Source organism: Psychrobacter sp. H25, assembly GCF_059076335.1.
In genome coordinates this window covers 2,440,244-2,453,623 of record NZ_JCACRV010000001.1, presented here as the reverse complement: position 1 = coordinate 2,453,623, position 13,380 = coordinate 2,440,244, and the positions used below count along the sequence as shown (strand labels likewise).

Here is a 13,380-nt window from a genome sequence, read left to right as displayed (position 1 = left end):
ATCGTGGGTCTATCACAGTATGTTTTTATCAACCAAGTCAGTCATTACAGATCTAAACAATAGGTGGTGGGTTTGGCTTACCGTTATCACCATCCCAATTTTCACGAGCATTGTCATCTAGATCAGCAGCAGTTTTCGGTTCCCACTTACCATTTTCTTTCCAAGTGGCATCGCCCCAGTCTTCGTCTTCTGCTTTTCTATCCAAATCTTTGTAGGCTTCGCTTGGATCAATACCGCGACGCTTCATGTCTGCCACTTGCTCTTCTAACGTGTGAAACTGATCTGCGTCATGCATGCTTTTTTCTAGACCATCAATCTCGCTTAACAGCTTGTCATTTTTATCGTTACTCATTATGTGTTCTCCTTAATAGATCAATGTTGTTTTGCATTTTATGTATTTTTAATTGCTACAAGTTATAATAAAGATAAGATCGTTATCTGATGCTTCTTATTATCACGAGTCCTGAGTCGATTCACAACCAGTGACGCGTATGCTTTGTATTACAAAACGTAGCCATAGACAGAAGTGGTGTTTTTTCGGATGTTTTATTGAATGTCACAAGGTTAGTGTATGCCAAGATTAGGCTTTACTCGTGTGTTTGGGAGGAGTTACTTACTAGTAAATTTTTTGCATAAAAAGTGAGCTTCCAAAGCTCTTGTGATAACCGCGTACCATAGGTCGTCAGCTGTATCCAATTTGCGCTTACCAGTTGACGCTGTAAATTGTTTAAGTCATCTTGAGCGATTTGGCAACGTGAGACAGCGTGAACATTTGGCATATCATTCTTGATGTCTATCTCAGCTTTTGGTGCGATTAGACGGTTGATAGCGTTTTGTAGACCGTAGCTAGAAAACGTAGAAGGTATTTTTATTAGAGCAACCAATATCTCTTGCCAAGATAAAGTAATTTCGCGAGTCACGTCTTTTAGATTACCACCTTCATAGGCTTGAGCGGTGTATTTCACAGTGAAAGTCTCTGTCAATACAATGGGCTGGCTGACATTGTCATCCGCAAAGTTATCCTCTACAGGGGCTTGTTTTTTTGTATTCTTATTAATTGCCAAAATATCAGCAAATCTTTCAGCAACAGTCTGATTGCTAAATTTGATCATCTCTTCAGTGGCTCTTATCCAACCACCCTCTACTCTATTACTCGCCAATGTGTTGTAGTAGGCTTGGACGAGTAGCGGCTCGATATCATCTTCTGATTCATAATAATATATTTGATTGTCTTGCTTAGATACCGTTTTGATGAGCTCTTGTAGTTGCCGGCTAACATCCAGTTCATGATGGTGTTTCTTTGCCAAGATTAATAATGGTTTGAGCTTGGCTTTGGCATTTAGATAACTCAGATGCATCTGACTGACACCATTCTTCTGCACAGTTCCGTAGCTGTCTCCAATAATCATCAACGCATAATCACAGGAATCTATGCATTGACGACCATATAAAGAGGCTTTGGGGAGCTTGCTAGACACATCATAAGTCAAAAATGCACGTGCTTGAAAAAATATCGCTAAGCTATCCAAGACTAACGATTGATCGTTGTCAGCGCATATAACATGAATATGGTGATAGCGGCGGTTTGGCACAATTACCTCTGAGCTTAGGTGATGGCATAAATAGGTGTAATATGAAATAGAGCACAAATATCTTGTTCTGCACAGCCTAGCATATTCTAACAAAACTGCACTCAGCTTGTTTCAAATAAATCAACAAAATGAGTAAGGATTAGCTTAAATAGTACTATCAGCACTTACTCAGTGTGGTATTGCAGCACAGTCTCTCTACCAAGTAAACGCACAACTAAAGCGCCTAGTCTATCACTATATTTGGTAGCATGAAAAGTTAATGGATAGCTAATATCAACTTTTGTTTTACTACTCACTTCTGAATGATAATCCTTTGTTTCACTATCTAAGCTTGCAGACATCTGATTTGCTACCAATAACTGCTTGACTCGCTCAGCAATCGCTTGCCCAGAGTCAACCACTTGTATCGATAGCTGCTGTCGTGCAATCTCATCAAGCAAAAACGCTTTGAAAAATGGGTAATGTGTACAACCTAACACCAGCTGATCCACGCCATCATCAGCAAACGCTTGTATCCGTTGACGCAATCGCTGCGCGGTTTCGTCTTGCACTGGCATACCAGACTCTACCCAAGGCACTAATTGTGGATCAAAATATTTGGTAACCAATGTGCCATTAGGGTCTGCAACATTGCTAATGACATCGTTGAGCAACGTGCCATTCAAAGTGGCTTTGGTAGCCAGCACTGCAACATGTCCACTCTTGCTGGCCAATACAGCAGGCTTTAGTGCAGGTACTAAGCCGACAATAGGCAGCTCTGGGTAGCAACGTCTTGCTCTGTCTAAAGCGTAAGCTGACGCGCTATTACAGGCAATAACGATCAACTTGCAACCTTGCTGATACAGCCATTCCACCGCATTCAATGTCAACGTCTCAATATCCTCGCTATCGCGGTTGCCATAGGGGACATTGAGGGTATCAGCGTAATATATATAATGTTCAGCGGGTAGTTGTTGAGCTAAATGCAGATAAACAGATAAACCACCAACGCCAGAATCAAACAATCCTATTGGCGCATGACGCACTTTACGATTGGCAGTCATACTGTTTTTACCGTTACTGTTTTTGACAATATTGTTTTTACTGATAACAGCTTTATTAATCCTAGCGTCTTTAACAGAATTACCGTCTAAAGTGTTTACGCGCGCTAGAGAATTTGCTTGCACAGGCTCCACTGTCATGATGTTATTTGCGGTAGTATCCATGTCTACTCTACCGCTACTTTTGTATGCATGTGATTATCTTCATGTTATTAATGTTCTCATCACTCAATTAAATATCTTACACTTTGTGTGATTCCAGTGTTTGGTCATGATCCAAAGACAGCCTAATTGTACGGCGAATCTCACCGTAGCAAGCCATTATCAGACCACTATAATTTGTAAAAGCTATAAACCTATAACATTCGCCATCAGATAGCAATCAATAGACGTCTCTCTATTGATTGCTATCTATTACATTATTGCAGCTTAATAGCTCAATTAGCTGGCATAGATAATGAGTAAGCCTGTCCACCACTCTGTAAAGTCAATATGGTCTCACCATTGCACTCTGTCAATTCGCCAATCTCTGCCAGATGGTAAAAGGTATTGCGTCCAATAAGCGCGGTCAAGCCATTTCTAACCAACATATAAGGGCGTACTGGCTCATCGGTCGTGACGTTTTTACTGTGATCCGTATTTTCACTCTTGAGGCTTTCACTTCCCAGATTTTCATTCTCAAGGTCATTGTGCTTAACGTCTGATGAGTGATATGCAGGCACCACTTTATCATTATTTTTAGGATTATACGTCTGTAGTGTGATTTGATGCTCATCATCCAAACGCACTACATCACCAGTTGTCGTCGTAAACTCCAGCCAACTCACATCGTCTTCATGGACAATACCAACATCGTTAATTAGAAGCGGGGCATCCTCGACTTGAATCCGTATTTTTTGTACTGGCGTCTTCAGAAAATACTCAGTAACGCCGTTATTTTCTTCTTTCCACAAAATAGTCGCAAACAAACTGACCAATGACTCACGGGTCATTTGTCCACCTTCATGCCACCACTCACCGTTTGCTTTTATGACCAGATCCATATCGGCAATATCTTCAGGATGCCATTTGTCGAGTGGTGGTATCGCACGCCCTTCACGCGCCCCAGCAGCAGACTTGAGATATTGACTTAATGCATCTACATTATTCATGCTAGAGGCCTTGTCAGTTGGGGCTTCAGCACTGTGATTTACATCTTCATTAGTCTTGTTATTATCATTGCTCATCGCTCAATCCTTTATTTAGTATTCAAAGTTTGGCAAATCTATTATTACTATAAATTTTTGTTTCGGGTATGATGAAACGATATTGTTCAAGCACACTCGTTTATTCAATATAACCTTAACACCTATACTCATAAATGCGTATCGTGTTTGTAGGACTTTTCTTTTATAATGAGTAACGATTTTTTATTGAGATGGTCAAGCGGTTATTATGTTAATGACATAATTTACGTTATGTGTTGATATCCTTGAATAAATTATTCACTACACCGACGTATTAACTGATACCGCAAAGACAGTTTTATCGGGCAGCCATATGTCTGAGTGACGTTAGCGCCGCAAGTCTATTATTCAGTTGTTAAGCTAATGATGCCCTGAGATAAGCCACTAAAGTTTAGGAGTAGGTATGCAAGAGCAAGACAATCAAGCGCCAGTTGTTGATGACAACACTGTGAATGCTGATGCACCAGTAGCAACAGAGACAGCAGCTCCAGTTGTAGAGCCTGTGGCAGCGGAACCTGAAATTGAGCGCGAATCAATGGAATTCGACGTTATCATCGTTGGTGGTGGACCTGCAGGTCTGTCTGCTGCTATTCGTTTACGCCAGCTCGCTATTGAAGCAGGTAACGATGAGTTTATGGTGTGTGTGGTCGAAAAAGGCTCAGAGTTTGGTGCTCATACGTTATCTGGCGCCGTTATCGAGCCACGTGCGCTCAATGAGCTGATTCCAGACTGGAAAGAAAAAGGCGCGCCGCTTAATGTGCCAGCGACAGAAGATCGTTTTTATTATCTGAACTCTGCCACACGCTCAACCAAAGTGCCTCACTCGTTGATTCCAGGGCCTATGCACAATGATGGCAACTACATCGTATCATTGGGTAATGTGGTTCGCTGGTTAGCGGTACAAGCAGAAGAGCTTGAAGTCATGATGTTCCCAGGCTTCCCTGCCGATGATATTTTGTACAACGACGATGGCTCGGTACGAGGTGTACTGACGGGCGATATGGGTGTGGCCGCCAATGGTGAAGCCAAGCCTAGCTTTGAGCCAGGTTACGAGCTGCTTGCCAAATACACTATCTTTGCTGAAGGTAGCCGTGGTCACTTAGGTAAGCGTTTGATCAGCCGTTTTGATCTAGACAAAGATTCTGATGCTCAGCACTATGGTATTGGTCTAAAAGAGCTGTGGGACGTCGATCCTGAGAAGCACGAGCAAGGCGTTGTCATGCATGGTCTTGGCTGGCCATTGACTGAGACTGGCTCAACTGGTGGCTGGTGGTTATACTTTGATGAAAACAATCAAGTAAGTTTTGGTCTTGTGGCTGATTTGTCTTATCACAACCCATACATGTCTCCCTTTGATGAAATGCAGCGTTTGAAAACACATCCTGTTATCAAGAATGTCTTAGAAGGCGGCAAGCGTATCTCTTATGGCGCACGTGCATTGACCAAAGGTGGTCTTAACTCACTGCCGAAATTTACTTTCCCAGGCGGCGTATTGGTGGGTGATGATGCAGGTTTCTTAAATCCAGCAAAAATCAAAGGTACTCATACTTCGATGAAGTCAGGTATGCTCGCAGCCGAAGCGATCTTTGAGGCGCTACAAGCAGATCGTCAACATGATGAAGTGGTTGCTTATAGCACCATGTACAAAGAGTCTTGGTTATATCAAGACAACTATGAGTCACGTAACTTCTCACCAGCGATGCATCGTATGGGGCAGTTCATGGGCGGTGCTTTTATCTTTATCGAGCACAATTTGCTAAAAGGTAAGATGCCATTAACCATACATGATAACACTCCGGACTATGATCAGTTAGAGCGTGCTAACCACGCTTATCAGCCTACTTACCTCAAGCCTGATGGTAAACTGGTATTTGATAAGTTGTCGTCGGTGTTTATCTCTAATACTAACCATGCAGAAGATCAGCCAACGCATCTAAAATTGACTGATCCAACGGTGCCTGTTTCGATCAACTTACCATTGTATGCTGAGCCTGCACGTCTATACTGCCCAGCGGGTGTGTATGAAGTGGTCAAAGATGCTGAAGGTGCTAAGTTTGTCATCAATGCGCAGAACTGTGTACATTGTAAGACCTGTGATATCAAAGATCCTTCACAGAACATCACTTGGGTAACACCAGAAGGTGGCGGTGGTCCAAACTATCCAAACATGTAAATCAGAATAAATTCTGGTTCACGCTGGTGCAGTTAAGATCATTAAAACTGCACTCCAATAAAAACCGCCCTTCTCTTCGTAGGAGAAAGGCGGTTTTTTAATGCCTGGAACAAACCACTTTCGTTGATCAATGCTACTTAATCTGTCCATGCATCACGGTTGGCTTCATTTTTGAGTTTTACAAAGTTATCAGGGTTAAATTTAATCTGATCGCCTGTCTTACCTTCTTTCACCTGACGCTCATAGTCACGCAAGATTCTCAGCGCCACAGGAGATAGCATTAAAATAGCCACCAAGTTGACTAGTGCCATCAGACCCATAGACAAGTCAGCAAAGTTCCATATAGCAGGTAGACTGGCAACAGCACCAACAAACACCATACCAAGCACTAAAAAGCGAAAAATCATAATCATCACTTTGGCATTCTTCTCGCCAGAGATAAACTCAAGATTTGATTCACCATAGCTATAATTGGCAATGATAGAGGTAAATGAGAAGAAGAAAATAGCAATAGCGACGAATATCACACCCAGGTCACCCACATATTGCGATAGCGCTAACTGAGTCAGCTGTATACCTTCTTGCTCGACATTGGGATCAACCACGCCAGATAGTATGATGATTGATGCTGTTGCGGTACAAATAATAAGCGTATCCATAAACACGCCCAGCATCTGCATAAACCCTTGTACTGCTGGGTGATCAGGATGACTCTTTGCCGTTGCCGCAGCATTCGGTGCTGAGCCCATCCCTGCTTCGTTAGAGAACAGACCACGTTTGATACCGTTAATCATGGCCTGTGCAATACCATAACCGATCACACCGCCTGCCGCTTGTTCAAAACCAAATGCTGATTTTACAATCAATACGATTGCTGCTGGGAATTGGCTAAAGTTAGTGACGATAATGAATAGTGCTAGCAAAATATACAAGATCGCCATAACGGGTACGATCTTGCCTGCGATACGAGCCACTGAACGTAACCCACCGAATACCACTGGCGCTACCAATACTACCAATATCAATCCTGTCATCCACGTCGGGATACCAAACGCTTCATTGGTAGCTTGGGCAATGGTATTGGACTGTACGCCATTGAATGCCAAACCAAACGCCACTAACAAACACAACGAGAAAAATACCGCAAGCCAGCGCTTGCCCAGACCTTTTTCGATATAGTAAGCAGGGCCACCGCGGTACACATTATCATTGTGCGGTACTTTGTACGCCTGTGCTAAGGTTGATTCGATAAAGCTTGTCGACATACCGACAAGCGCCGTCATCCACATCCAGAATACAGCACCTGGTCCACCCAAATAGATGGCAATTGCCACCCCTGCCAAGTTACCAGTACCCACGCGCGCTGCCAGTGACGTCATCAATGCTTCAAATGAGCTGATACCGCCATCTTTGCGTCCTTGGTTAGATACACGCAGCAACTTCCACATATGACCAAAGTGCCGAAACTGGATAAATCGTGTAGCAACGGTGAAGTAAAGACCCGCACCTATCAGTAAGAACATTAGTAGCCCATACCAAGGGTTACTCGCGATCAACCAATCGTTATTACCCCAAATAATGCCAACACCATAATTGACGATGCTATTAAACCAACCGATTACCCCTTCATTCATGCGGACTCCTTATTCACACTTTATATAATTCATTTTAATTTTGCGTTGATACCGTATTTTGATTGATCAAAATCTTAACTAAACAACTCTGTCATATTGTCCGATACCAAAATGTCCTGTGCATGATATAGATATTCAGTCGCGTGCGACCATCACGTTTGGTTATTGGTTCCTTATTTTTATTTTTGAAATAAATAATCTTTGTAAATCATCTTATATAGAATATATTGAGTAATAAATTAAATGCATATACTGGATATTTGTCGTACACTTTCAGTCATGCACTTACTTATCGCTACCTTTTCCAAACTAATTTTTGGCAAAAATGACGTTAGATATGATTTGTTGTTTATAATCATATTTATTTAATCGTGCTAAGATAACCCTACATTCGTTGGTGCTATTTTATAATTTGCAGTTTGCATTTGCACTTAGAGCGTTAAAATTGTTAGAACTCTTGTCAGGAAGACGAGATTAAGAAAAAGACATCGGATAGTCCTACCCTTCTGTCTTCCTCGATAAATCCTATATTTGATAGTTGTATTCAAGGGTTCAATGTCGTGCCCGAAACTGTATTTATTTTGCTAAATAATTGCCGATAAATACATATGTGGCGGTGCATCGTCATTGGTACTATATAAAGTGGTCTCAGTCTATTTTTATGACGGTATTTATCATAAGAATGGCTCAAGGCGTTTTTATATAGTGGTTATTTTAGAAGACAAAAGGAGTTGTCCTATGAAAGGTCATAATGATCCATCTGGATATTGGCGAGCCAATATCCGTCTCATTGCAGGTAGCCTAGTTATCTGGGCGCTATGTTCTTACGGCTTTGCCATCTTGCTACGTCCTCTCTTAGCTGGCATCAAGGTTGGTGGTACTGACTTGGGCTTTTGGTTCGCCCAGCAGGGATCCATCGTGGTGTTTATTATTTTAATTTTCTTCTACGCCTGGCGTATGAATAAGTTAGATAAACAATATGGCGTAGACGAGGAATAGACTATGAGCCAGTATGTCATTAATATTATTTTTGTGGGTCTATCATTCGCTCTATACTTCGGTATTGCGATTTGGGCTCGTGCAGGATCTACCAGTGAGTTTTATGTAGCAGGCGGCGGTGTCCACCCTGTTGTGAACGGTATGGCAACCGCAGCTGACTGGATGAGTGCCGCTTCCTTTATTTCTATGGCAGGTTTGCTTGCTGCTGGTGGTTATGGCGCCTCAACCTATCTAATGGGTTGGACAGGTGGTTATGTACTATTAGCCATGTTACTTGCGCCCTATTTGCGTAAGTTTGGCAAATTTACCGTGCCTGACTTCATTGGCGATCGTTTTTATTCAAAAACAGCTGCCATGATTGCTGTTGTTTGTTTGATTATCGCCTCTACCACGTATGTTATCGGTCAGATGACAGGTGCTGGTGTTGCATTTTCACGTTTCTTAGAAGTCGATAACGACACAGGTCTTATTATCGCGGCCGTCGTTGTTTTCTTTTACGCGGTTCTTGGAGGCATGAAAGGGATCACCTATACGCAGGTTGCGCAGTATGTGGTTCTGATCATTGCTTATACGATTCCTGCTGTCTTTATCTCACTTGAATTAACGGGCAATCCGATTCCAGGTTTGGGCTTGTTTTCAAACCATATTGAATCTGGTGTTCCTATCTTGACCAAGCTTGATCAAGTAGTCACTGATTTGGGCTTCACAGCATATACCGCTGACGTACCTAATAAGCTAAACATGGTGCTATTTACGTTATCACTCATGATTGGTACAGCGGGTCTACCACACGTTATTATTCGATTTTTTACCGTTCCTAAAGTTGCCGATGCTCGCTGGACAGCTGGTTGGACATTGGTATTTATCTCACTATTGTACTTTACGGCACCTGCCGTTGGTGCGATGGCACGTCTAAACCTTGTTGATACTATCTACCCACAAGGGGTTGCAGAGCCTGCTATCAACTATGATCAACGTCCTGACTGGATGAGAACATGGGAAGATACTGGTCTAATCAAATATACTGACCTTAATAATGATGGTCGTATTCAGATGTACAATGATAGTGGACTTGGTGCAGCAGAGATTGCACTGACCAACGCCCAAACCGAAGGTGGCGATATAGCTGCTGCGACGACTGCTGTCGAAACCGCACGTCTCGCCCACGATACAGAAGTTGATGGCCGCTTTGCCGATGCAGGCTGGGCTGGTAACGAGCTGGATGTTAATGCTGATATCTTGGTATTGGCCAATCCAGAAATTGCACAGCTACCACCTTGGGTAGTCGGTCTCATTGCCGCAGGTGGTCTTGCTGCTGCACTATCCACTGCTGCTGGTCTCTTACTTGCTATCTCATCAGCAATCAGTCATGACTTGATCAAACGAAACCTGAATCCAAACATTACTGATAAGGGAGAGCTACGAGTTGCGCGTATCACTATGGGTGTCGCGATTGTCATCGCTACCTATCTAGGAATGAATCCGCCAGGGTTTGCAGCACAGGTTGTCGCACTCGCATTTGGTATCGCTGGTGCGTCCCTTTTCCCTGCCTTGATGATGGGTATCTTCTCAAAACGTATTAACAATATTGGCGCTATCGCTGGTATGTTGACAGGTTTGATTAGTATCTTGGTTTATATCTTTGTGTTCAAAGGCTGGTTCTTTATTAGCGGTACTGCCAACTTCCCTGATACTGCAGAGTACTGGCTATTTGGTATCTCACCATTATCATTTGGTGCGGTTGGCGCATTGCTTAACTTCATCGTCGCATTCATTGTCTCTTATGCGACCAAAGCACCACCGCTACACATTCAAGATTTGGTCGAGAGTGTTCGTTCACCACGTGGTGCTGGCGGTGCAGTCGATCATTAATTTGACGAATGATGACATGCATTCTGTTACTCTGTCTCACTCACTAGCAGTCACTGCCGGTGAGTGATTTTTTGTCTGTTACTTATTAGAATAACTTTTAGACTGTGCGTATACTGTTGAACACACCTGACGACCAGTATCTAGTGCATTAAGGAATACTTATGCTTTTTGAGTTTATCGCTACCATAACTGCCGCATTCGGTATGGCTGGGGTGGCATTGATCATAGCGCATCTCAGTAAACTGTCAGGTAAACGCGCGCCAAAATGGCTGGTGCCCTTGTTTGCTGCAATTGGTATTTTTGGGTTTCAAATACATCAAGAGTATAACTGGTATGACCAGCAAGTCAGTCAACTGCCCAAAGGGGTCAATGTTGTCAAAACTGCTGAAAGTACAGAGTGGTTTCGCCCCTGGTCTTATATTAAGCCGCAAGTATTACGTTTTATCGCGGCAGATACTGGCAATGCTAGCGTGCAAGTAGATGACCCAAATATGCATTTGGTTAATTTGTATCTGTTTGAGAGGCGCAGAAGTGTGCAAAAGATCCTACAAGTGATCGACTGTGACACCCCTGCTCGGGCAGACTATGTGATACCGCAGAAAAACAGTAACCTTTCGATTGATGAACACGTCAAACAAACTACCGCATGGCGAGAACTGACCACAAATGACCTTTTATTTATTAGGGTTTGTACTGATGCAAGCGTCTGACTCCATAACGCTGAGTACGACGATACTGATCCATTAAACGCTGATAGTAAGTTGCTTTTATTAGCGCCGATCAGTTGCTGAATACGTATGTTTGGAGTTAGCTCCCAATAGTAATCCAGCGCATAAACCACCGAAGTGTGCAGCAAACGAGATGCCTTGCTGCGGCATCAATCCTTGCTTGATGGTTAGCCAATAGCCAGCACCCATCACAATACAAGCAATCAGGTAACCCCAGCGCCTAGCAAACACAGCGCCGCCTATCATGTAACCGAACATGGCAAAACACAATCCTGATGCGCCGACATGGATAGAAGACGGTGATCCAATCACCCAAGTGACCAGCCCCGAAGCAATGATCAGCTTGATAATCGTCCGATAAGCATTCTTCTCAAATAACCCAAATAAAAATAAAATTTGCAATAATGTCACGGTATTGCCGGTCAAATGTGACAGGTTGCCATGCATGGTCCATGACGCAAATACCCCAATCATACTGCCTACATCCAACGTACGCGGTACAATACCAAAGATATTCCACAGACCAAATAACACCACTTCATTTAGAAAAAACATTCCCCACATCGGTATGAGTACAAAAGCATATAAGCCGATAACTTGTTTTATTCGTGTCACGATCAAGCTGAGCAACTGCTGCCAATCCATATCCCATCCTATGTTTTATATTCTGCGCATCTATATGTGCTTTATTGATTTATAGCAAATAACGGGCGTACAGCAGGCTTGAACGACAGCGGTGATGCATCCTTACTGGAGGTTAAGTAACTGTCCCCATGCAGCAACGATGTTGAATGATAGGGAACGAGTGCCGTAGGTATGAAACGACGTGCTGCATCAATATGCTTGATTGAGTCATCAAAGAAAATATGCGGTGCAAACGTTCTGAGCACCGCTGTCTTCTCAAGCCCTCCCAAAAAAAACGCCATATCCACATTGACGCCCCACTCTCTCAAGGTTTTTATGGCACGTAAGTCAGCTGGTGCATTACGAGCTGTCACTAGAGCAATTTTGATTGGAGAATATTTCAGACCCGCTGGTAGACGCTCTTGTAAATTTGATAGTTTAATCAACAACTCAGCGTAAGGGCCTTTTTCGATTGGTAGATCACGCAGTTGCACCTCACGATCATGAAAGGCTCGCAATCCTTTTTGCTTGTACAGCAGCTCACCCGAGTCATCAAACAGTACCGCGTCCCCATCAAAAGCAATACGTAGCTGCTGAGTATCCAATTCATAAGTGTTGACAGGCGTTGCGTCTAGTATGGCACAAGCACAGATATTGGCATCAGCCACTTGCTGAGCATCGTCACGGTTGGTGGTCAAAAACAGATCAACATTAAAGTCTTTTATATAGGGCGCTACAGGACTGCCTGAAATAAACGCCGAGCGTGAGATATTGATACCGCGTTCTAAAATTGCATTCAGCACTTGAATGCCTGTATCTGGGCTACTTTTTGAGACGATAACGACTTCTACTAAAGGCGTTTCCGTTTCTAAATCCTGCTTATTTTCACAATACTTATTCAAGTTTAGCAACGCTTTGATCAATGGATAGCCTGCACCACTATTTAGCGTATCGTTTTCACGTGCTGTCATATAATCTCGAAACTCTTTTATAGCGCTCTCAGGCCGCTCTTCGAATAACGCTAATAAGTAGTTTTCCGACTCTGTTAAATCAAAAAGCGCCGTTGCAGAGATTGCGACAATGAGCGTATTACTAAAATCGACAGCCATAAATATGTGCTTCTATGATAAGTATTGAGAATTAGAGGATTTATTTTACTATATATAAAAGTATGCCGTGTAGCTACTCGTGTATATCGTAGTTCTACTAATGACCATTTTTTTGTGCAAAAAAAAGACTGCAATCGCAGTCTTTTTTATCTTTATCAACGTTTAGCTGATATCAGTACCATCATCGATGACAAAGCTTACAATCATAATGACATGATATTTGCTGATTTTTCCATCAGTAACGCCTACTTTTTGCTCTTTTATCCAAGCACCTTCAACATTCTTGACTGTCTTAGAGATTCTTGCGATACCTTGTTGAATAGCATCTTCAAAGCTGGTTTCAGAAGTACTGCTGATCTCGATATTTTTAGCAATAGTCATAA

12 protein-coding genes are annotated in these 13,380 nt (G+C 42.7%); 4 read left to right on the top strand and 8 right to left on the bottom strand.

The features are described from left to right. Positions 1-52 precede the first annotated feature (52 nt). The 4 genes from AC5JPO_RS10015 to AC5JPO_RS10000 all read right to left on the bottom strand — a co-directional run bounded on the left by AC5JPO_RS10015 (position 53) and on the right by AC5JPO_RS10000 (position 3,858). Positions 53-352, bottom strand: a complete 300-nt coding sequence (locus tag AC5JPO_RS10015; RefSeq protein ID WP_319051061.1) for a hypothetical protein — start codon at positions 350-352, stop codon at positions 53-55. A 235-nt stretch (positions 353-587) separates the two neighbouring features. Continuing rightward, positions 588-1,592, bottom strand: a complete 1,005-nt coding sequence (locus AC5JPO_RS10010) for a DUF4062 domain-containing protein (RefSeq protein WP_443527033.1) — start codon at positions 1,590-1,592, stop codon at positions 588-590. 164 nt (positions 1,593-1,756) lie between these two features. Continuing rightward, positions 1,757-2,635 (bottom strand): glutamate racemase, encoded by an 879-nt coding sequence (gene murI / locus AC5JPO_RS10005; RefSeq protein WP_443527045.1) that lies wholly within the window; start codon positions 2,633-2,635, stop codon positions 1,757-1,759. A gap of 434 nt (positions 2,636-3,069) precedes the next feature. Then, complete coding sequence (locus tag AC5JPO_RS10000; RefSeq protein WP_443527034.1) at positions 3,070-3,858, bottom strand: DUF1285 domain-containing protein; 789 nt, start codon at positions 3,856-3,858, stop codon at positions 3,070-3,072. Between the two features lie 535 nt (positions 3,859-4,393). Here AC5JPO_RS10000 and AC5JPO_RS09995 point away from each other — a divergent pair. Beyond that, the gene (locus AC5JPO_RS09995; protein WP_319051073.1) at positions 4,394-6,031 is read left to right on the top strand and encodes an electron transfer flavoprotein-ubiquinone oxidoreductase; all 1,638 of its coding nucleotides are present in this window, start codon (positions 4,394-4,396) and stop codon (positions 6,029-6,031) included. A 137-nt stretch (positions 6,032-6,168) separates the two neighbouring features. On the opposite strand, the gene AC5JPO_RS09990 is transcribed toward AC5JPO_RS09995, so the two are convergent. Next, positions 6,169-7,665, bottom strand: a complete 1,497-nt coding sequence (locus AC5JPO_RS09990) for an alanine/glycine:cation symporter family protein (protein ID WP_443527035.1) — start codon at positions 7,663-7,665, stop codon at positions 6,169-6,171. Positions 7,666-8,403: 738 nt separating this feature from the next. Here AC5JPO_RS09990 and AC5JPO_RS09985 point away from each other — a divergent pair. The 3 genes from AC5JPO_RS09985 (at position 8,404) to AC5JPO_RS09975 (ending at position 11,246) form a co-directional block, all read left to right on the top strand. Continuing rightward, positions 8,404-8,664: a DUF4212 domain-containing protein gene (locus AC5JPO_RS09985; RefSeq protein WP_319051064.1), complete on the top strand. Its 261-nt coding sequence runs from the start codon at positions 8,404-8,406 to the stop codon at positions 8,662-8,664. 3 nt (positions 8,665-8,667) lie between these two features. Then, the gene (locus AC5JPO_RS09980) at positions 8,668-10,536 is read left to right on the top strand and encodes a sodium:solute symporter family protein (protein WP_319051065.1); all 1,869 of its coding nucleotides are present in this window, start codon (positions 8,668-8,670) and stop codon (positions 10,534-10,536) included. 161 nt (positions 10,537-10,697) lie between these two features. Beyond that, complete coding sequence (locus AC5JPO_RS09975; RefSeq protein WP_443527036.1) at positions 10,698-11,246, top strand: hypothetical protein; 549 nt, start codon at positions 10,698-10,700, stop codon at positions 11,244-11,246. Positions 11,247-11,306: 60 nt separating this feature from the next. Here the strand turns inward: AC5JPO_RS09975 and AC5JPO_RS09970 are convergent, their stop codons facing one another. The 3 genes from AC5JPO_RS09970 to AC5JPO_RS09960 form a co-directional block, all read right to left on the bottom strand. Then, complete coding sequence (locus tag AC5JPO_RS09970) at positions 11,307-11,909, bottom strand: rhomboid family intramembrane serine protease (protein WP_443527037.1); 603 nt, start codon at positions 11,907-11,909, stop codon at positions 11,307-11,309. 41 nt (positions 11,910-11,950) lie between these two features. Beyond that, positions 11,951-12,997, bottom strand: a complete 1,047-nt coding sequence (locus AC5JPO_RS09965) for a 5'-nucleotidase (protein WP_443527038.1) — start codon at positions 12,995-12,997, stop codon at positions 11,951-11,953. 162 nt (positions 12,998-13,159) lie between these two features. Continuing rightward, positions 13,160-13,378, bottom strand: coding sequence for a dodecin family protein (locus AC5JPO_RS09960; RefSeq protein WP_057761866.1), 219 nt, complete (start codon positions 13,376-13,378; stop codon positions 13,160-13,162). Positions 13,379-13,380 lie beyond the last annotated feature (2 nt).